At 44.2% G+C, this 18,483-nt stretch carries 22 protein-coding genes; 8 read left to right on the top strand and 14 right to left on the bottom strand.

The window, feature by feature from the left end:
* Nucleotides 1–21: 21 nt before the first annotated feature.
* Nucleotides 22–738, top strand: a complete 717-nt coding sequence (locus tag HZC34_03905; GenBank protein MBI5700979.1) for a hypothetical protein — start codon at nt 22–24, stop codon at nt 736–738.
* Here the strand turns inward: HZC34_03905 and HZC34_03900 are convergent.
* Genes HZC34_03900 through holA form a run of 6 tightly spaced genes read right to left on the bottom strand, consistent with a single transcriptional unit; the run spans nt 724 to nt 6,328 of the window.
* Nucleotides 724–1,476, bottom strand: coding sequence for a 7-carboxy-7-deazaguanine synthase QueE (locus HZC34_03900; protein ID MBI5700978.1), 753 nt, complete (start codon nt 1,474–1,476; stop codon nt 724–726). The genes HZC34_03905 and HZC34_03900 overlap by 15 nt on opposite strands.
* Nucleotides 1,473–2,027: an SMC-Scp complex subunit ScpB gene (scpB, locus tag HZC34_03895; protein MBI5700977.1), complete on the bottom strand. Its 555-nt coding sequence runs from the start codon at nt 2,025–2,027 to the stop codon at nt 1,473–1,475. Before scpB ends, HZC34_03900 begins: the two co-directional genes overlap by 4 nt.
* The gene (locus HZC34_03890; protein ID MBI5700976.1) at nt 1,999–2,721 is read right to left on the bottom strand and encodes a segregation/condensation protein A; all 723 of its coding nucleotides are present in this window, start codon (nt 2,719–2,721) and stop codon (nt 1,999–2,001) included. Before HZC34_03890 ends, scpB begins: the two co-directional genes overlap by 29 nt.
* Nucleotides 2,718–3,704, bottom strand: coding sequence for a tryptophan--tRNA ligase (gene trpS / locus HZC34_03885; GenBank protein ID MBI5700975.1), 987 nt, complete (start codon nt 3,702–3,704; stop codon nt 2,718–2,720). Before trpS ends, HZC34_03890 begins: the two co-directional genes overlap by 4 nt.
* Nucleotides 3,705–3,723: 19 nt before the next feature.
* Nucleotides 3,724–5,406 (bottom strand): penicillin-binding protein 2, encoded by a 1,683-nt coding sequence (locus tag HZC34_03880; GenBank protein MBI5700974.1) that lies wholly within the window; start codon nt 5,404–5,406, stop codon nt 3,724–3,726.
* Nucleotides 5,399–6,328, bottom strand: coding sequence for a DNA polymerase III subunit delta (holA, locus tag HZC34_03875; GenBank protein MBI5700973.1), 930 nt, complete (start codon nt 6,326–6,328; stop codon nt 5,399–5,401). The genes HZC34_03880 and holA overlap by 8 nt, the downstream gene beginning before the upstream one ends.
* Before the next feature lie 133 nt (nt 6,329–6,461).
* Here holA and HZC34_03870 point away from each other — a divergent pair, with 133 nt between their 5' ends.
* Nucleotides 6,462–7,079, top strand: a complete 618-nt coding sequence (locus tag HZC34_03870; protein ID MBI5700972.1) for a hypothetical protein — start codon at nt 6,462–6,464, stop codon at nt 7,077–7,079.
* Between the two features lies 1 nt (nt 7,080).
* Nucleotides 7,081–7,602: a hypothetical protein gene (locus HZC34_03865; protein ID MBI5700971.1), complete on the top strand. Its 522-nt coding sequence runs from the start codon at nt 7,081–7,083 to the stop codon at nt 7,600–7,602.
* Between the two features lie 159 nt (nt 7,603–7,761).
* Here the strand turns inward: HZC34_03865 and HZC34_03860 are convergent, their stop codons facing one another.
* Complete coding sequence (locus tag HZC34_03860) at nt 7,762–8,157, bottom strand: hypothetical protein (GenBank protein MBI5700970.1); 396 nt, start codon at nt 8,155–8,157, stop codon at nt 7,762–7,764.
* A gap of 47 nt (nt 8,158–8,204) precedes the next feature.
* Here HZC34_03860 and HZC34_03855 point away from each other — a divergent pair, with 47 nt between their 5' ends.
* Complete coding sequence (locus HZC34_03855) at nt 8,205–8,408, top strand: hypothetical protein (protein MBI5700969.1); 204 nt, start codon at nt 8,205–8,207, stop codon at nt 8,406–8,408.
* Between the two features lie 188 nt (nt 8,409–8,596).
* Nucleotides 8,597–9,277 carry a hypothetical protein gene (locus HZC34_03850; protein ID MBI5700968.1) on the top strand — a complete coding sequence of 227 codons (681 nt, stop codon included), beginning with the start codon at nt 8,597–8,599 and terminating at the stop codon, nt 9,275–9,277.
* 361 nt (nt 9,278–9,638) lie between these two features.
* On the opposite strand, the gene HZC34_03845 is transcribed toward HZC34_03850, so the two are convergent.
* The gene (locus HZC34_03845) at nt 9,639–9,914 is read right to left on the bottom strand and encodes a hypothetical protein (protein ID MBI5700967.1); all 276 of its coding nucleotides are present in this window, start codon (nt 9,912–9,914) and stop codon (nt 9,639–9,641) included.
* Nucleotides 9,915–10,383: 469 nt separating this feature from the next.
* On the opposite strand from HZC34_03845, the gene HZC34_03840 reads away from it, so the two are divergent.
* Nucleotides 10,384–11,205 carry a polysaccharide deacetylase family protein gene (locus tag HZC34_03840; protein MBI5700966.1) on the top strand — a complete coding sequence of 274 codons (822 nt, stop codon included), beginning with the start codon at nt 10,384–10,386 and terminating at the stop codon, nt 11,203–11,205.
* A gap of 41 nt (nt 11,206–11,246) precedes the next feature.
* Nucleotides 11,247–11,561 (top strand): thioredoxin, encoded by a 315-nt coding sequence (gene trxA / locus HZC34_03835; protein ID MBI5700965.1) that lies wholly within the window; start codon nt 11,247–11,249, stop codon nt 11,559–11,561.
* A gap of 52 nt (nt 11,562–11,613) precedes the next feature.
* Here the strand turns inward: trxA and HZC34_03830 are convergent, their stop codons facing one another.
* Complete coding sequence (locus HZC34_03830; GenBank protein ID MBI5700964.1) at nt 11,614–11,847, bottom strand: hypothetical protein; 234 nt, start codon at nt 11,845–11,847, stop codon at nt 11,614–11,616.
* A 56-nt stretch (nt 11,848–11,903) separates the two neighbouring features.
* Here HZC34_03830 and nadB point away from each other — a divergent pair, with 56 nt between their 5' ends.
* Entirely contained in the window at nt 11,904–13,484 is a 1,581-nt protein-coding gene (gene nadB, locus HZC34_03825) for an L-aspartate oxidase (GenBank protein MBI5700963.1), read from the top strand.
* On the opposite strand, the gene HZC34_03820 is transcribed toward nadB, so the two are convergent.
* From HZC34_03820 to porA, 5 genes are read right to left on the bottom strand one after another with little or no spacing between them, the layout of a single operon-like run.
* Nucleotides 13,466–14,509, bottom strand: a complete 1,044-nt coding sequence (locus tag HZC34_03820; protein MBI5700962.1) for an AI-2E family transporter — start codon at nt 14,507–14,509, stop codon at nt 13,466–13,468. The two genes, nadB and HZC34_03820, sit on opposite strands and share 19 nt — an antisense overlap.
* Before the next feature lie 13 nt (nt 14,510–14,522).
* Nucleotides 14,523–16,079, bottom strand: coding sequence for an AAA family ATPase (locus HZC34_03815; protein MBI5700961.1), 1,557 nt, complete (start codon nt 16,077–16,079; stop codon nt 14,523–14,525).
* A 6-nt stretch (nt 16,080–16,085) separates the two neighbouring features.
* Nucleotides 16,086–16,364, bottom strand: a complete 279-nt coding sequence (locus HZC34_03810) for an HU family DNA-binding protein (protein ID MBI5700960.1) — start codon at nt 16,362–16,364, stop codon at nt 16,086–16,088.
* 14 nt (nt 16,365–16,378) lie between these two features.
* Nucleotides 16,379–17,308: a pyruvate ferredoxin oxidoreductase gene (locus tag HZC34_03805; protein MBI5700959.1), complete on the bottom strand. Its 930-nt coding sequence runs from the start codon at nt 17,306–17,308 to the stop codon at nt 16,379–16,381.
* 1 nt (nt 17,309) lies between these two features.
* Nucleotides 17,310–18,470 carry a pyruvate ferredoxin oxidoreductase gene (gene porA, locus HZC34_03800; protein MBI5700958.1) on the bottom strand — a complete coding sequence of 387 codons (1,161 nt, stop codon included), beginning with the start codon at nt 18,468–18,470 and terminating at the stop codon, nt 17,310–17,312.
* Between the last annotated feature and the right edge of the window lie 13 nt (nt 18,471–18,483).

The following is an 18,483-nucleotide window of genomic DNA, read 5'->3' as shown; positions in this document are numbered from 1 at the left end:
AGATCCGATTATATATATGCAATGGCAGAACTTGTGCAGCCAATAATCATTAATGCAACTAAGCAAGCGATAGCAGGTTCGGGCGGCGCTATCCTTTCAGCCGCCGACAGGGATGTCATTAAAAAACGCACAGGCGAGATCGATACGAGCAAAAACTTCGCTGAACATGTAAAAAAGCTGTTTTCCCAGACAAAAATAATCGACGAGGTACAGACGGGCGAAAAAGAGAAAGTCGAACAAGACGATTTCGACACAAGGATAAAACTGCAGAGAAGCCTCATCAAACACGCGCCTAAGCTCAATTTGCCGGAAGAAAGGGTTGAAATATCCGTCGAGGCGGCTGTCGATGACCATATAGACAGGCTCGAGCACGCCTTGAACACCGGAATAGTTGATGAGCTGAAAAACGGCGCAAGCCCGGAGCTCATCGAATGGCTCAACCGGGTCATTGAATTAAAGCAGCTCCACCTCAAAAGGGTGCTATGCGGCACGAAAAATGAATTCGAGGAATTAAGCATAAAAATCGCAAAGGCAACGAAGGACGCACGCGGCCTGGGATTGAAAATAAGCAGAAAGGGCGTCCGGTTTGTTGAAGCAAAACTTGAAACCTTGGCGTATGAGACCGCAAGCTACAAGCTTGAACTCCTGCGGTCAATGCAGAAAATATCGTTCGACAAGGAACGGGAAAAAGATATTTGCTGGCTTAAGGCCGTGATCTCTAGATTAAAGCGCGCCTAATATCTTATGTATCTGCGGTATGACCCTCACGTTTATAAGGTCCTTTTTCGCGACTATCTGGAGGGCAAAAAGGAGCTGCATGTTCGCGGTGTGTTTTTTTTCCCTTGATTGCGAGACCGGCTGGATGACAAGCGGTATTGCGGGATCGACGCTAGATATTAATTTTGAAATCTCTTCGATCTCCTTAACTGTTGTTTTTTCGGAAACGACAGTTTTTACGTAAACTTCTTTTGTGTAAGCGGTCTCCAGGAATTCCTTATGTTCTTTCAAATAAAAGTCACCCCCCGTTGCGGACGGGACTTTCATATCCATTGAAACAATATCGATAATATCTATCACTTCTTCCAAATGTTTCGGCAATGTCCCGTTTGTTTCAAGGAATATCTTGATGCCGAGCTTTTTCAATTCGGGTAGGAATTCCTTGAGGAAATCGACTTGCAGGAGAGGTTCGCCGCCGGTTATGCACACAGAGTGTATCGCCGATCTTTGTTTTGCAAGGCTCAAAACGGCCAGGATAAGGTCGGCGGCCGATACTGGGTTTGGCATCAATTTAAAATCGCGCTTTCCCGGGGTTTGTTCGAATTTATATTCAGGGGTTAGCTCAAGAGAAAGAACCGTATCGCAATACTCGCATAAAATATTGCATCCAGAAAATCTAATGAAGACCTGCCGTTCTCCAAGATAAATGCCTTCGCCCTGGATCGATGAGAACACTTCGCATAATTGCGCTTTGCTCATTTGAGGACTGTTTGAAACAAGTTTTCTTGTTCGGTTAAGAATTCCGGCAGCTTCGGAAGGTCAGAGAGGTCTTTCAAGCCGAAATGCCGTAAAAATTCGATCGTCGTGCCGTAAAGGATCGGGCGGCCAAGGGCATGGCTCCTGCCATTTTCTTCGATAAGTTTTTTTGAAAGCAGGGTATCCAGCACGCCGTCGGAATATAATCCTCGGATGGTCTCGATCTCCGGTTTCGTGACAGGCTGCTTGTAAGCAATGATCGCCAAGGTTTCAAGGGACTGCGGTGAAAGGGTTGCCTCGACTTTGGAGTTTACCATCCGGTCGACATATTCGGATGCTATGGAATCGGTCCCCAATATGTACCCGTGCGCGACAGTAATAATTTTAAGCCCGCGCGGCTCAAATTCCTTCGCCATGTCCCCCAAAGCATTGATTATCGCGCCCTCCGGCTCTTCGGTTATTTTTGAGATCTCCTGCGCGGATAGCGGCTTTTTTGTCACAAAAAGGAGCGCTTCCAATATTTTTTTAAGCTCCGAATATTCTAATGCCGCCAAAATGCCCTCCCTGGGAAATTTTTATACTTCCGCGCTTTGCGAGTTCGAGCACTGCCAAAAAAGTTACGACAACCTCGATCCTCGTCTTCCTGATAAACAGCCCCTCGAAATGTATCCCGTCTGTTTGGTCTTTGAGCATTTTTAAGACTTCCTCGATCCGCATTGGAAGCGTAATATCGTCATCTTGTATCTTTTGGGTTTCCTCCGTTTCAGATATCGAATCGTAAACCCTTTTGAACGCTAATATGAGGTCTTGCAGGTTTACGTCCTTAAGATAGAAATCTTTTTTGTCAGGGCCAAGCACTTCCCTATGGTATCGAGAATACACTTTCCTGAACGTATCTTTTTTCAGCTTTAAGGTAGCGGCGAGGCTTTTGAATATCTTGTATTCCTCAAGATGGTAAACAAGATCGGACTCGATCTCATCTTCTTCAAGCTGGAGTCCTGCCTCTTCAGGCCTTGGAAGAAGTTTTTTGGACTTCATTTCAAGGAGGATCGAAGCCATAATCAGGAACTCCGATGCGAAATTCAAATTAATGATGTTTATGCCCCTTAAATGCTCAAAATACGAGCTTGTTATTGCCGAAAGCGATATTTCAAACACGTCGATCTTGCTGTCTTTGATCGATGCAAGAAGCATGTCGAAAGGGCCTGAATATATTTCCTGCGTTATTTGGAACTGCGAGACATTCATATCATAAGCCCTATTGCTTTTTTCGCGGCAAGGAGGGTTTCTCCTGCGATCTTCCGCGCTTTTATCGAGCCGTCTTTTAATATCTTGTCTAATTTTTCATGATCGCGCAATATCATTCTGCGCCTGTCCTGGATCGGCTTCAAGTATTCAAGCAGATGTACCAAAAATTCATTTTTACACGCGACGCATCCCCTAGCGGCTTCTTTGCATTCCCTCTCGATCACGCTGACTTTATCTTTATTGAAAATATTATGATATGAAAATACGGCGCAAACATCGGGATGGCCGAGGTCTTCCCTTTTTATCCTCGCGGGATCGGTTACGATCGCGTTAACTTTCTTTTTTATAACGTCCGGCGGATCGGATATCGCGATCGTATTGCCGTAGCTCTTGCTCATCTTCCTGCCGTCAAGTCCGGGAAGGGTCGGGAATTGAGCAAGCAGGTCTTTGGGCTCTTGGAAAACATTCCCATAGAAAAAATTAAATCGCCTGGCAATTTCTCGGGTTAATTCGATATGCGGCAACTGGTCCTCGCCAACCGGGACAAAATCGGCTTTATAGATCAATATATCCGCCGCTTGAAGAACTGGATATCCTAAGAAACCATAAGTCCCGAGATCTTTCCCTTTTAGTTCCTCGATTTTGCTTTTATAAGTTGGCACCCTTTCAAGCCATGAGATCGGAGTTATCATTGAAAATAAAAGATGGAGCTCGGAATGCTCGGGAACATCGGACTGTTTGAAAATTACACATTTTTCGGGATCAAGACCGACGGCAATTAAGTCTGCCGCGACATCTTTTATATATTCCGGGAGCATTTTGATATTATCGTAAGCTGTTGTCAGTGCGTGTAAATCTGCTATAAAGAAATAGCAGTCGTATTGATCCTGGAGCTTTACCCAGTTTTCCAACGCTCCGATAAGGTTCCCCAAATGGAGTTTTCCGCTTGGCTGTATGCCTGATAATACACGCTTTTTTTGCATGATGATTATTGCAATTATATCACGATTTTACTTCGCTTGATCCGAATTTATCTGGCCTGACGTTTAAATACCGCAGGGTTTCTTCCACAACTCTTTTGAACGCAGGCCCTGCAACGGTTTCACCCCAAATGACCCCTTTTGGGTCGTCAACAAGGACGAGGGAAACAATTCGCGGATTGGATATTGGCGCCATCCCGATAAAAGACGCAATATAATGCCCTGCCATATAACCCCACCCGCCGGACAGGGCTTTTTGCGCTGTGCCAGTTTTTCCGCCTACCCTGTAATTTTCCATTTTCGCTTTTCTGCCGGAACCATTCATTACGACGCTTTCCAGCACGTCGAGGGTATCAAGCGCCGCCGCCTTTGAGATTGTCCTTTTTATTTCTTCCAGCCGGGAAGTTTTTATGAAGCTTTGGTCTTCGCTTTCGATCTTCTTGATTAGCTGCGGCCTGACGAGCATGCCCCCGTTTCCCAGGCTTAGATACGCCGCGCAAAGCTGCAGCGGGGTTACCGCAATGCTCTGGCCGAACGAAATCATCGCTATATCAGGCTTATACCAATTTTCGGGTTTATTTACGATCCCTCGGGACTCGCCTGCAAGCCCCACATTGATCGCGTCCCCGAAACCGAATTGCCTTATTTTATTATAAAACCTGTCTTTCCCAAGCATTATAGCTATTTGCGCGACAGCAGTATTTACGGACTGTTCGAGCATTCTTCTGACCGTGATCGTAGACCCTCCAAAATCGATCTTATGGGAATTCTTGATCACTTTGCCGCCGATCTCAAGCGAGTCCAAAGCTTTTAGCTTTGTATTCAAGTTGATAACTTTTTCATCCAGCCCGCATGCCATAGTAATAGTCTTAAAAGTCGATCCGGGTTCATATACATCAATGGCTTTCGGCCTCCAGGTCTTAGGGTCGAACTTATAATATTCGTTCGGGTTAAAGTCCGGTTTTCCGGCGATCGCAAGTATCTCCCCGCTTTTAACATCCATTACGATGACCATGCCCGACAAGCCGTTATATTCCTTGATTATTTTTTCAAGCTCTCGCTCGGCGATATACTGGACAGTCTCGTCGATCGTTAAAAAAACATCCATTCCCGACTGTGATCTTTTTTTATTGCTTTCGCGGCGCGACAGGAGCTCGTATCCAGCGGGATCGCTTTCGGTCACGATGCTCAATTCTTCGCCTTTGAGGTATTCGTCCATTCCAAGCTCGATCCCCGATAAACCCTCGTTATCAAGGCCGACAAAGCCCAATACTTGAGATGCCAGCCGGCCTTTCGGATAAACCCTCTTTTTTTCGGGCAGGAAATACACGCCCTTAATGCCGGCTTCTTTAATCTTTTGGGCAAGGTCGATGTTCACTTTGCGCTTGACCCATGCAAAGGCCCGCTTGTTTGAAAAATGTTCAATCGGTTCGCCTAATAATTTTGAAAGAGCCTCGTAATCAGAAAACTCTTTCGGATTGACATGGATCGACAAGGTATTGATGGATGTCGCAAGGAGCCTCCCCAACCTGTCGTAAATATCACCGCGGGGAGCGGCTATGGGGATGATCCTTCTCCTCTGCCCTTCAGCTTTTCCTTTATAAAATGAGTGATGGATTACCTGCAGGTCGATTAGCCTTAAGACGATCAGCAAAAAAACAACTAAGATGGCCCTTGAAAGCATCCTAATTCTTCTATTAGACATTTGGCATCAGTTCCGATAATAAAAGAGGAAAAACAACTCGCGGGCTATAACCGCTCTTGATCTTCAGGTCGGCCTCATAAAACCGTTCAAGCCCGTGCTCAAGTTCTTCAAGCCTAAAATGTTTTACGGCCATAAAAAGCTTATTTATGTAATAATATGATGTTTTTTTCATCCTGCCCATTATTTCGTTCACGCTTGCTCCATTGCTTGCTAATAATTTCACTTTGAACATATCCCTGTATTGGGAAGAAGCCAAGGCAAGCAGGTTTGACGGCTCTTCATTCTCGGACAAAAGCCTCTCGATTGTTTTCAGGGCATTCTTATAATCCCGGCCGACAACCAGGTTTACGAACGCGAAAGAATCCCATCCCGACCTGGTCACTACATCTTCGATGTCGGATATTTCTATGGTATTTTTATCTCCTGCGTAAGTTGATATCTTTTCTATTTCAGCGTTCAGGAGGGCCATATTGCGGCCAACGTTTTCGACAAGTATATCCGCGTTATCGCGGGTTATTTTTTTATTAAGCTTCGCGAAAGCTCCGATCACGAATTCGGACAATTTTCCCTCTTCCCATTCGGGGATGGATTTGAATTCATGTATCTCGCAGATAGGTTCGATCGTTTTATAGAATTTTGTCCTTTTATCGAAGCCGTCGGCTTTTTTTATGATCAAAGTAAGGTTTGGCGGCATTGTTTGCAATGCGGATGCGAATTTTTCACTGTCTTCATTGAGAGCTAGATCTTCGGCAATAATTATTCTATCAGGAGAAAAAAGGGATGGTATAGATATGATTTCAACCAAAGAATTGAGTGAAGGCGAATCGAGCTTTTCGATAGCCGCGCCCTTATTTTTTTCTATTACGCGGGAAATAAAATCCCGGACCAGATATTGCTCTTCGCCGTAGATTAAGTAGATCATTGGGATTAGATGTAATTATATAATAGTAGAAGAGACTTAACAAATTGTTCCCCTCGACGCTTCTTTTTAGAAAAGGACAAAGCATATGGCATAGCGCTTGACAAGCTTGATAATTTTGTGCAATTATACTGCCATGGCTGATGCGGGTTTCATAAGCGCTTTGAAAACATATCTTGAGGACAATGGGCTAGTATTAGATTCGACAGATGAACAAACAGCCGCAAAATTACCGCCGTTGAGGCGCCTCGTTTATTTCTTTAAATCTAAAGAAGTCCGGAATGCTCTGGACCAGTTTTATACAAATGTTGATATTCTTGCGGGAGGGACGTTCTCTGGGATGCCGGTCGCCGGTATTTTTACTTTCGCGGATGATTTTGATGAAAAATCTCTTAAGGAGATGCATCAGGCCGACATAATGCTTACAAAAAGCATTTGGAATAATATACAGGATGAAAATTACTTTAAAAGCATCAAAGATTGGGCGCTTTATTACTCGAATGTCGTTTCCGCGCTATCGGGCATATTCTGCCTCCGATATTTTCTATTTGAAGATCATGAGAATTTTATTAAATATAAGCAGTTGATAAAAGGAATGAAATACAGGGATGTATCCCCGATGATCGGGGTTTATGGGTTTGCCTGCGACCTGCGGACGGGCAACGTTCTTTCGCCGTCATTCACTTTTTGGATCGGGGCAGGGGCATTTAGGCCCGCGAATTTGTCCAAATTCTTAAAATCAAGGAAAGCGTGATATGTTAAAAATAGCGACGGGCGTTGGATTGTTCCTTTTGGCGATCGGGCTGTTTACCGGCTTCACGGAAGGCTGGGCTTTGGAAAATGCGGCTCCGCAGCTTGTGGCGCTAGGAAGCATTTATCTTGCATTAAGCTTTTATCTGATGACCCAATTGTGGGACGCGGAAGGGTTCTTGGAAATTATCGGTAAAAACAAAAACGCGCTTTTAAGCGGCGGGAAAACCAAGTATGCGGGGCGCGAAATCACAAAAGAGACCGAGGTAGTGCGGTATACGTGGGTTTTAAGTTTTATTATATTCTCAATACGGGACCAATCGGCATATTATTTTTTTCCAAAGGGTTATGCGATGGGTTATGTTTTCTCTTTGATCACATTTATATTTGGATGGTGGGGACTGCCTTTTGGATTGATCTGGACAATTCCTGCTATAATAAAAAACTTCAAAGCTGAAGACAAGGCAACCGTTGAAATGCTGTTGAAGTATGGAGCGCCAGGCGCACAAGCTGCGGCAAATGGCTGAAATTTAAGTGCAGTTACCCATAATATGTAGTATAATGTGGCCAGGAGCTAAAAACTATGGCAGTTGTCAAACTTAAGCAGCGTCTGAACAAGCCTGCGTGCGGATGCGGCAGAAAAGTCGCCGAGGGAAGCGTCTTTTGCATAATTTGCCGAGCCGAAGTCAAACGTAGAAATATAAAGATCCTAAACAAAGATAGATTCTACGTAGCGAAGAAGAATTAATAATATTTCCTATAATATTTCTAATAATAATATTTTGAAACATGTCCGCACTCGAAGTAAAAGTTATCCAAAACAAGTCCGCCTTCTTTGTTCTTGGCAGGAACAAGAGAGTTGATTTTTCTTCGGGGTGTCCGGCCTTGTCTGCTTCAATAGCGGTTATGATGCCGAACTTGTGATCAAGATTAGACTCAACTTTGTATCCGGCGAAGAATTTCTTGTCAGATTTAGCTCCCCAGCTGGCATCTTGGGATTGGAGCTGCCCAGAGATCAAGCCCGCCTCTTTTAATTGTTTTACCACTTGGTTAAATGCTTCCTTGAACTTTTCTTCTCCCATTCGCTTGGTTCTAAAAAAAGACAGGGTTGAATTCCAGAAGACATGCCATGAAAAGGATTTTGGGATCAATGGGGTTGCGGCCGGCAGGGCTTTCATTATTCTCTGTATTCCTTGCGCATCAAAGGATTGCGGGCATAAAAAATAGTTTGTTCCATAGTGAAATCCTAGGCGGGGCTGTCGATATATATGCGGGCCAAAAAGAAAAAGATAATCCATGGGAAAATGGGTTGATTTTTCAGGAGTCTCTTTAAGAAAGATAACATGTCAATCTCAACTATATTCAGAAGTGATTATAAGAAATGCAGCTTTGACCTTCCATCGGGGAACAAGGTAAAAGTCCATGTTAAAAAAGACCTTTTATCCACGACAGGTGAAATTGCGGGGGTATTACGCCTTAACGGGACAAACATATATCTGCCAAAAGGCGAAATAATAACAATTGGCAATATGGGTAAAGCCAATAGCGGTGTCGGTGTCTGCAGCGCTGCAAAAAAGCGAGAGAATGCCAGACACACTCCCAACCGAATCCGCTCCTATTGATAGAAAACTGGTTTCTGGCACTCGCTTTTCCAAAGCAAGAACGTATGATGAACTGTTTGAACTTTATTTTGCTAAGATAGACAAGATAGATAAAAATACCATGGCAATTAATTTCAATCCTATTATAGAGATAATTCAAAACGTAACATTGGTGCTTTCAGGTATTAGCCTTTTTGCCACTGGTATGTGGATAGGTGCCGTGATGTTACGCTACACGAATTTTCTTCTTCAGGCTCTACTTATTAAGGGTTCCTTTATCGATGCCTTAGTTGCTGTATTGATTAGCACTGGTTATGGTGGATTTCATTTTTTAATATCTGCGGCAATATTTTTTTCTGCGCTTTTTGGCTCTATGCTGCCTAATTTCATTGGATCGAAGAGTAAAAATAAATTAACTAATGCGCTTAAAGATATATTGCATAAATCACCAGATATTGGCATAGTTGCGAAAGGATTAGGGAAGCTGCAGTATTATAAGCTGGCTCAAATACTATGTCATATTGGCGAAAAGGACGCAAGGCTTGCTGCGGCATTAAAACTGGCGGTTAACAATGAAAAACATCCTCCTTTGAAGGGATAAAATGCCAATAAATAAAACGGGATCCGTTTCTTTCTTTTCAAGACGGACTCCGCAAAGATGGTTTGTTGATTTTGACCGTCCTAAAATGGGCCCCGTTATTCCGCGCGATCACCTTCAGCCCTTCCCGAAAACAGCGCAATACCAGTTGACATATCCGCGATACTGCCTGAAAAAAAGCTTTATCGCCTGACGATGGCATACCAAAAATTGTGGACAACAACCTACTTGATGCCAAAGGAAGACCTGCCGCAACTGCTTGAAATGCTTAGGCAGGATATTACTTCTTTTGTGGAGTGGACCAAAGACCCGAGCATGTTAAGACATGGAGAAATTGCAGATATTGAGCAAATATTTGATGATCTTATAAAGACAAAATCTCCTTACGACCTTCCCAGAAATTCAGATAATCATTCCGATAAACTTCTTCTTTCTTGTAGCAAGAAAACCAGCTTTCAATATATGGCTTGTCATTGGGCGCCTGCACTCCGCAATATTCGATTTTAAGCCAAGTTCTTTTCTCTGCCGCCAGGCAGAATTCTTCCGCAGCTCTTGCCCTCATGCTGAAATATCTGCCGATCACTTCTTTTTTTCGCTTTTCCTCTACAGTGGCAGTCCCTGCGCAATTTTTTTTTGACATTCAATGGCATATGCCTGTTGACCGACTAGCTTCAACAAACGATCAACTTCGCCCTGCGGCGACCTATCGCCATTTTTTCATCAGTGGACCATTTCTTGTGTACCATTATTAAAAACCCCCTTCATATTTGAGCTGTGTTGCATTTTCCGAGTCTGACTTGGCATCTAGCTATGCCGGAAAAGTCTCTCATTCGGAAAGTCCAATTATATCAGGGGGCTAAAAACTTCCCCTCGACCTGGGGCTGCATTCCAGACCTCCCAAGTTCCCGTCATATACCTTCACTTGCGTTATGGCCTGGTAGCCCTTCACTCCTGCTCCGCACCCCGATTCGCATCGGAGCACTTGGAGTTCCGTTCTATTCTGCTGGTTAGGCTTTGGATAGGTCGGATTTCAATCGACTGTATACGCCAAGCTTTTCTTGGCGCACTCATGATATAATATCATAACAAAATTTTGAAAGATTATCTAAATGAAACGCATATTAACGGTAATTTTACTCTTATCAATATCGTCCGCCGCAATTGCCATGGGGGATTTAAAGGGGCCGCGTGAAAAAAAATTTCCCGTACTCGAATATCATCTAATTGGGACATACGAAGCCAGGTGGGCCAGGACCGCGGAAAATTTCAGGAAAGACCTTGAATGGCTCTATAAGAACAATTATTACCCGATCAATTTAAAAGATCTATTGTCCCCATTAATTATCCCGAAAGGAAAAACGCCCGTCATTTTGACCTTTGACGATTCGTCATCGAGCCAATTCAGGTATTTGAAAAATGGGAAGATCGATCCCAACTGCGCGGTAGGAATTATAAAAGCATTCCATGATAAGCACAAGACGGAATGGCCGATGCGTGCGACGTTTTTTATATTGATCGAAACGAACAATCCCGACAGGAATATTTTCGGCCAAAAAGAATTTGCGACAAAAAAAATCAAGCAATTGGTTTCCATGGGCATGGAAGCTGCATCTCATACGTATTCACACGATAGGTTGAAAAATATAAGCTCCAAAGAAGCCCGATACTCCCTTGCAAGATCATGTGATGCCCTAAGCAAATTAGCCAGCCAAGAAATCGTAAGCCTAGCGCTGCCAATGGGGCTTTATCCAAAGGATGAATCGGTCTTTTCGGGACAATACCAGAAACTGAAATACAGCCTTAAGCTCGCTTGCGAAGTGGCGGGCGGACTGCAAGTCTATCCTAGCTCCAAGAATTTCAATCCTTTGCATATTAATAGGATACAAACAATATCATCCGAATGGAAAAAATTCTTTAATCGACCCGAATAAATAGTGATATAATATCAGTAATTCCGCAGGAGGTAATAACAATGGCAAAAGAAATAAGTGATAAGGATTTTAAGGTTGAAGTTGAAGGGCAAGCAGGCGTTGTTCTTGTGGATTTTTGGGCTCCCTGGTGCGGACCTTGCAAAATGATGGCCCCGATATTCGATAAAATGTCGCAAAAATACCCGGCTATCAAATTTCTCAAGGTCAACACCGACGAAAACTCCGAAAAAGCGAGCGAATATGGAGTTAGCGGAATCCCCTGCATAATCGTATTTAAGGACGGAAAAGAAGTAAATCGGATAATCGGATTTAAACCCGAAGCCGCGTTCGAGCAAGAGGTCAAAAAATACGCTTAGCGTAGGCACCCCTCTTAGGGGTGCAAAATAGAACAGAGCCTAAGAGGCTCTGCTACGCGGAATAAGGCAGCGCCCACCAATTAGGATGGAATAGCAGGATATATAGCCCGAACAACAATATAAAGATCGCTATTGCTATAAATAAGACAAACCCAAAGCTCTTTGGCTCTTTCCATTTCCTATCCATAAAATAAGCGAACAGCAGCGCGATAAGCCCAAGAATGATCAGCCCTAGACCTTTGAATATTGGGTTGAAGTTTAAGAATTGCACGATCTGAATTGGCATACTTGAATATTTAACCATTCTTGCGGACAGATGTCAACGAGCGTATAATCACAACAATGACAAATTTCAAATTACAAATGACAAATGTTTCGGATGTTTTGATCATTGGCGGAGGGATTGCTGGCCTCCGAGCGGCTTTGACAGCGAGTAAATTCGCAAACGTTACCGTCCTAACCAAAGGCAAAATTGGTGAAACCGCAACCGAAAAGGCGCAAGGCGGGATAGCCGCTGCAATAGATAAGATATCCGATTCTACCGAATTCCACTTCCAAGATACGATCGCCGCGGGTGCCGGGCTTTGCGACGAAAAAGCAGTAAGGATACTCGTCAATGAAGGGGTCGAGCGTGTACGCGAATTAATAGAATTGGGCGCGGAGTTCGACCGCGCGGAAACCGAAGCCGGAGGATATGCTTTGGCCCTTGAAGGCGCGCACAAACGAAGACGAATTCTTCATGCAGGCGACCAAACAGGCCTTGAAATAGAAAAAACTCTCGCCGCCCAAGTTATGAAAGGCGGCAAGATAAAAGTATTCACTCAAGTCTTGGGAATAGATATTATCATTAATAATGGAAAATGCATTGGGGCTAGAGCCCTCGATCTAAAAACCAACAAGATAGAAGATTTCTTCGCAAACGCCGTGATCCTCACTACCGGAGGATTCTGCCAGGTATATCTTCACACTACAAACCCAATTCTAGCGACTGGCGATGGGGTTTTGATGGCTTATAGGTCCGGGGCTGAAGTCCAAGATATGGAATTTGTCCAATTCCATCCGACATCACTTGTGCAATTCAAAGAATTTGAAGATATTGTAGCCCTCCCCCAGTTTTTGATATCGGAAGCCGTGCGCGGAGAAGGCGGATTGCTTTTAAACAATAAAAGCGAAAGATTCATATCGGAACTTCTGCCGCGAGATATTGTTGCGAGAGCGATCTTTAACGAGATGAAAAAAACCGGAAGCGACCATGTATTTTTACAACTGTCGCAAATCGGCGCCGATAAGATAAAAAAGAGGTTCCCCGGAATATATAAAACATGCCTCGACCGAGGATTAGATATTACAAAAGATAATATCCCGGTCGCTCCCGCGGCGCATTACGCCATGGGCGGGATCAAAACCGATGTAGACGGCAAAACAAATATCGATGGGCTGTATGCCGCCGGGGAATGTTCATCACTTGGGGTACATGGCGCGAACAGGCTCGCAAGCAATTCGCTGTTGGACGGGTTGGTTTTTGGCCATCGCGCGGCTGAAGCATCCAAAGCCCATTTAGGCGGAATTATAAAACTTGCAGCTCTTCCCGAAATTACGGTAAAAGAAATGATAAAACCCGTTGAACTACAAAGATTTAAACTGATAGTCAAGAGCAATATGTGGCAGGAAGTTGGGATCGAAAGGAATGAAGAAGGATTAAATGCCGCAATGGTACGATTCCAAAACATCGAAAAACATATGGCGAAAGATGTTCATGTAAAAGATGAAGTGGAAATTAAAAATCTTGTCCAGATCGCACTCTTAGTGAGTACTGCCGCAAAAGACAGAAAAGAATCGCGCGGCGCCCACTTTAGATCGGACCATCCGGAAACGGACGATAAAGAATGTAAGAAACACCTGGTCTATAAAGTTTCCCTGTAGATCTCAATTACCACATCAAAAAGGGTCAAGATCAACGGACCTATCAGGATCCCCGGTATTCCAAAAAGCTGTATGCCGCCTAATATACCAAAAAGTATCACAAGCGGATGTATCTTTGCGTGATCCCCGACAATTTTCGGCTTCAAAAAATTATCAATAAGGCTTATGACAAATGTTCCGCAAACAAGAAGAATTATTGCGTCGGTATAATTGCCTGTAAGATATCCATTAATGAACAGGTAAATATCGATCGGAAGCCAAACCATCGCGGCTCCAAGCAGCGGAATAATGCAGATCAGCGAGGTGATAAATCCCCATAGGACCGGATTTGGAAAATGCAAATAATAAAGTACCGCCCAGGTCAAGAACCCCTGGATCGATCCGACGAATATCTGCCCCATTATCATTCCGCGGCTTAGGTCGTCGAACCGGGAAATGATCTGCTTATAGCGCTTTTCGGGAAGAGGGAAAATTCCCTTAAAAAATTCATAAATATCCTTGCCGTGTTTCAAGAAATAATATGTCGAAAATATCGTGATAAAAATACTTAAAACAATGTTCGGGACGCCTTTTAATATCTTTTGGGCCCATTCGAACACTTGGCCGGCGAAATCACCTATCAGATTATTGAGCTGGTCCTTCCCGCCGATAAGGTCGACAAAATTGATAGGCAGTGCGCTTATTGAAACTCCGGGCGTTTCAAGCAGGTGGCGGAAATATTTGTATCCTTCACGCGTTTCATATGCCAAAACGGTCGACAATATTATTGTCGGTATCAAGACCAGGACAATTATCACAAAACAAGTAATTATAGAGCATATAGTCCTTTGCCTTAATATTTTAGGAAAAAGGCTTGAAAGCAAGAATTTGTACATCGGATAAAATATGTATGAAAGCGCCGCAGCGGAAAGTATTGCTATAATAAATGGACGTATTATGAGAAAAGCAAGGCCCAGGATCGTAACAGCTAGGACTAAAGCAACTGTTCTCCTATAAGGATCGATAACAACTTTTTCATCTGCCATTATTTACCCCCCCCTATTTTTCGGGATATATTCTTAGCCTGCGCCTGGGATCTTCCCCTACCGACTCCGATTGAAGGCCGGATCCATCAACAATTTGGTGCTGAAGCCTCCTGATATAGGAATTTTGCGGATTGATATCAATGCTTTTGCCTGAACTTTTGACCATCTGCACGGCTTCTTTAGCTTCCCTAAGCGCCGCTTCATCCGCTTCTTCGCCGCTTCCAACCTGGAAATGATATTTCAGGAATTTATTTATTTGCGATGAAACATTCTTTTTCAGCACATGAACAGGAAGGTTATGGTCTTCCGCAGATTGCATTATTTTGGTCCCAGGCCGCGCTTTGGGCTTGATCGTCAAGATCATGTCAGCGTCGTCAAGCGATTTTACTGCGATAGCAGGGAGTTCAAGCGCCCTCAAGCTCCGCTCCAGGTCCTGGCGGTTGACCCCGAAAGGAAAGATACGCACGGGCCCTTTTTCTTTTTCGGATAATATCCTCTTGGCTTCTTGCTCATTTGGGATCGGGATCTCAACTTCTGGTTTTTCAATTTCAATCGCGCCGTCGGTCTTCCTAAGCCTTATCTCGGGTTTTGGCACCTTGCCCCTAAGCATTGCGTCAACCGCCGCTGCAACATCATGGTAGACCGCGAAAGTATCCCTCTCCCTGATCTCTATAAGAATATCGAATGTAGGAGAAGCTTTTCGCTCAAGGATGGCTTTTTGCGTGTGTCTTCGCTTCGCTTCTTCATCACCTAGAATTACAGTTTGGATCCCGCCGACAAGATCGGATAAAGTTGGATTATATAATAAGTTTTCCAAAGCTTTTCCGTGGGCTGTCGCAATTAATTGGACGCCTCTCTCGGCTATTGTTCTTGATGCGGCTGCTTCGGCTTCTGTGCCTATTTCATCAACAATAATAACTTCGGGCATATGGTTTTCAACAGCTTCGATCATGACTTTGTGCTGCATGTCGGGTGACGGCACCTGCATCCTGCGCGCGCGGCCGATTGCAGGGTGCGGGATATCGGAGTCCCCTGCAATTTCATTGCTTGTATCAACAACTACCACTCGCTTTGAAAATTGGTCGGCTAAAACCCGCGCTGCTTCGCGAAGCTTTGTAGTTTTTCCAATGCCTGGAGGCCCGACAAAGAGAATATTTTTTCCTGATTCAATAATATCGCGTATAATATCGATCGTTCCATAAATTGACCGGCCTACTCTGCATGTCATGCCGACAACTCGCCCGGTCCTATTTCTGATAGCCGAGATCCTGTGGAGCGTCCTTTCGATCCCTGCGCGATTATCCGATGTGAATTGGCCGACATTTGCGGTGACAAAGTCGATATCTTCTTGGCTTATGGGATCGCCCGGCGTGTATTTTACTGTTTGATTTACAAATCTAGCTTCGGGCGCTTTGCCGAGATCGAGTACGATCTCAACAAGGTCTTGAAGTTCGCGCAAACTTTTTACATAATCCTTAACTCTATGGGGAAGCACATCAAGAAGCTTTAAAACTTCTTCTTCGGTTTTTTCTGCTGTCCTTACATCTTCGGACTTTCTTGGTTTAGCCATTATCTATTACTTGCGCTTTACTGACTTTTTTAAATTAAATCCCGGAACAAAAGCTGGAGATTTAGAAGATGTGATCTGGATCTTAGCTCCTGTTTGCGGGTTGCGGCCAACGCGTCCGGCCCTAGTCCTTACAACAAAATTCCCAAATCCTACCAATCTAACTTTGCGTCCCGCAACTAATTCTTCAGTTATAAAGTTCAAAGCGGAATCAATGATCTGTTCGGCTTTTGATTTAGTGATACCGACTTGATTCGCGACTTTTCCGGCCAATTGTTTTTTGTTCATCTAATTCCCTCCTTTTAATAGAGCTGTTTACCGTCTTTTGAAATCAAAAGCTCCCATCGACGGTCTATTTCCGCTTGGATCTCGGCTACAAGCCCTGCATTTTCAGGCCTTGTTAAATGTCGGAAACGGTCCTGCTTCTTTATATAGTCCATGATCGATTTCTTTTCTCTTGGTTTGAATGTCACTTTTAATATTCCCTTTTCGACTTCATATAACGGCCAAACACAAGTGTCGGCGGCCAATCTTCCCAATGCAGCCGTTTCTTCGGGTTTATATGCCCATCCTAATCTGCAAGGCTGAAGGACGTTTATAAATTTGGCGCCGGGAGTCGCAAAAGCCTTTTCGGCTTTTCGGGTCAGGTCGGCCCAATTACCTACGATTGACTGCCCGACAAAAGGAATATTGTGCGCCGCGATGATCGCAGTCAGATCTTTCTGGAATTTAACTTTTCCTTGCCTGACTTTTCCTACGGGTTCTGTGGTTGTATTTGCTCCGCGAGGAGTCGCACCTGATCTCTGGACGCCTGTGTTCATGTATGCTTCGTTGTTGTAGCAAACATAAAGAAGATTGTGGCCTCTCTCCATTGCGCCCGATAGGGACTGGAAACCTATATCATAAGTTCCACCGTCTCCGCCGAAAGCGATAAAATTTATCTTTTTGGCGATCTTGCCTTTTCTCATAAAAGCATTGTAAGCGGCTTCAACACCCGATAGAGTTGCGGCGGCATTTTCGAACGCGTTATGGAGAAATGGGACATTCCACGCGCTGTATGGAAAAATTGTTGTAGTTACCTCAAGGCACCCCGTAGCTGAAACTACAACAACTGGATCGGGGGACGCAAGCATTATCTGCCTTGCAACAATTGTTGCGCCGCATCCGATACAAGCCCTGTGGCCGCCGGATAATCCTTCTTTCCTATTGGCTAGATCTTTCAAACTTGCCATATTATTCCCCCACTCCCAGATAATTTACTTCTTGCAGGCTATCGGCCTTCTTTAGATTTTCATAAACGCCCGCGAGTTCTTTTAGTGAAATATCCCTTCCGCCCAAGCCGTACATGTAATTGATAAGCTTTGGTTTTTTAGCCAGATTGAACAATGCAGACCTTACTTCAACAAAAGTTTGGGAACCAACGCCCGACCATGGCTCGACTCTATCCAAAACCGCAACTGATCTGCAATTTGAAAGAGCCTTCGCAATTTCATCGGCAGGAAATGGCCTAAATACTCTGATCTTTAAAAGACCTACTTTTGCGCCTTTTTCCCTAAGTTCGTCAATTACCGCTCGAAGTGTTCCGCAAGTGGAACCAAGAGCTACGATCACCCTTTCGGCGTCTTCTAATTTGTAGCCTTCAATGAGATCATATTTTCTGCCAAATTTTTTATTGAAGTCTTCGGCAACACTTTTAATAATGGATCTTGCGCCCTTCATCGCTTCGCCCACGCCGACATGGTGTTCGAAATAATAATCCTGAAGGTCTAAAGCTCCTCGTGTTGTCGGATTTTCGATATCTAAAAGTGATGGTGTTAATTTGTATTCGCCGATAAAATCTTTTACTTGGTCATCTTCCAGTGTTTCTATCCTTTCCATACAATGGCTGATGATAAACCCATCTGTTGTTGCCATTGTTGGAAGTTTTACGGTCTCTGCGATCCGAACAGCTTGAAGCGTATTATCATAAGCTTCTTGGGCGTTCTCGGAGAACATCTGTATCCACCCAAAATCCCTCGCAGCCATAGTATCGGAATGGTCGCAATGAATATTTATCGGACCGGAAATAGCACGATTGACTTCACACATAACAATTGGAAGCCTAAGAGCCGCGGCTATCGGCAATATTTCATACATATATGCTAGCCCCTGCGAAGATGTCCCGGTCATGACTCTCGCCCCTGCTGACGCGGCGCCAACGCAAGCGGACATTGCCGAATGTTCTGATTCGACCGGAACATATTCGGTATCAACCAATCCATCGGCTACAAATTGCGCGAATATCATGACAATTTCTGTTGCCGGAGTTATTGGATACGCCGCAACAACATCCGGATTTATCTGGCGCATGGCCTCCGCCATCGCTTCATTGCCTGTTTTTGCCGCTACTGCCATTATATGACCTCTC

Source organism: Candidatus Saganbacteria bacterium, from assembly GCA_016223245.1.
In the GTDB taxonomy this organism is placed as follows: domain Bacteria; phylum Margulisbacteria; class WOR-1; order XYC2-FULL-46-14; family XYC2-FULL-37-10; genus JACRPL01.
Note: the sequence above shows the minus strand (reverse complement) of the source record. Positions and strands in the feature narration are given on the sequence as shown.

What these genes read in the sequence shown, in the direction of transcription:
- HZC34_03805 (MBI5700959.1), bottom strand. Translation starts at nt 17,308, where the DNA reads ATGGCAAGTTTGAAAGATCTAGCCAATAGGAAAGAAGGATTATCCGGC.
- HZC34_03905 (MBI5700979.1), top strand. Translation starts at nt 22, where the DNA reads ATGGCAGAACTTGTGCAGCCAATAATCATTAATGCAACTAAGCAAGCG.
- HZC34_03855 (MBI5700969.1), top strand. Translation starts at nt 8,205, where the DNA reads ATGAAAAGGATTTTGGGATCAATGGGGTTGCGGCCGGCAGGGCTTTCA.
- HZC34_03820 (MBI5700962.1), bottom strand. Translation starts at nt 14,509, where the DNA reads ATGGCAGATGAAAAAGTTGTTATCGATCCTTATAGGAGAACAGTTGCT.
- trxA (MBI5700965.1), top strand. Translation starts at nt 11,247, where the DNA reads ATGGCAAAAGAAATAAGTGATAAGGATTTTAAGGTTGAAGTTGAAGGG.
- HZC34_03860 (MBI5700970.1), bottom strand. Translation starts at nt 8,157, where the DNA reads ATGGGAGAAGAAAAGTTCAAGGAAGCATTTAACCAAGTGGTAAAACAA.
- HZC34_03840 (MBI5700966.1), top strand. Translation starts at nt 10,384, where the DNA reads ATGAAACGCATATTAACGGTAATTTTACTCTTATCAATATCGTCCGCC.
- porA (MBI5700958.1), bottom strand. Translation starts at nt 18,470, where the DNA reads ATGGCAGTAGCGGCAAAAACAGGCAATGAAGCGATGGCGGAGGCCATG.
- HZC34_03870 (MBI5700972.1), top strand. Translation starts at nt 6,462, where the DNA reads ATGGCTGATGCGGGTTTCATAAGCGCTTTGAAAACATATCTTGAGGAC.
- HZC34_03865 (MBI5700971.1), top strand. Translation starts at nt 7,081, where the DNA reads ATGTTAAAAATAGCGACGGGCGTTGGATTGTTCCTTTTGGCGATCGGG.
- trpS (MBI5700975.1), bottom strand. Translation starts at nt 3,704, where the DNA reads ATGCAAAAAAAGCGTGTATTATCAGGCATACAGCCAAGCGGAAAACTC.
- HZC34_03880 (MBI5700974.1), bottom strand. Translation starts at nt 5,406, where the DNA reads ATGTCTAATAGAAGAATTAGGATGCTTTCAAGGGCCATCTTAGTTGTT.
- nadB (MBI5700963.1), top strand. Translation starts at nt 11,904, where the DNA reads ATGACAAATTTCAAATTACAAATGACAAATGTTTCGGATGTTTTGATC.
- HZC34_03830 (MBI5700964.1), bottom strand. Translation starts at nt 11,847, where the DNA reads ATGCCAATTCAGATCGTGCAATTCTTAAACTTCAACCCAATATTCAAA.
- holA (MBI5700973.1), bottom strand. Translation starts at nt 6,328, where the DNA reads ATGATCTACTTAATCTACGGCGAAGAGCAATATCTGGTCCGGGATTTT.
- HZC34_03815 (MBI5700961.1), bottom strand. Translation starts at nt 16,079, where the DNA reads ATGGCTAAACCAAGAAAGTCCGAAGATGTAAGGACAGCAGAAAAAACC.
- HZC34_03810 (MBI5700960.1), bottom strand. Translation starts at nt 16,364, where the DNA reads ATGAACAAAAAACAATTGGCCGGAAAAGTCGCGAATCAAGTCGGTATC.
- HZC34_03845 (MBI5700967.1), bottom strand. Translation starts at nt 9,914, where the DNA reads ATGTCAAAAAAAAATTGCGCAGGGACTGCCACTGTAGAGGAAAAGCGA.
- HZC34_03900 (MBI5700978.1), bottom strand. Translation starts at nt 1,476, where the DNA reads ATGAGCAAAGCGCAATTATGCGAAGTGTTCTCATCGATCCAGGGCGAA.
- HZC34_03890 (MBI5700976.1), bottom strand. Translation starts at nt 2,721, where the DNA reads ATGAATGTCTCGCAGTTCCAAATAACGCAGGAAATATATTCAGGCCCT.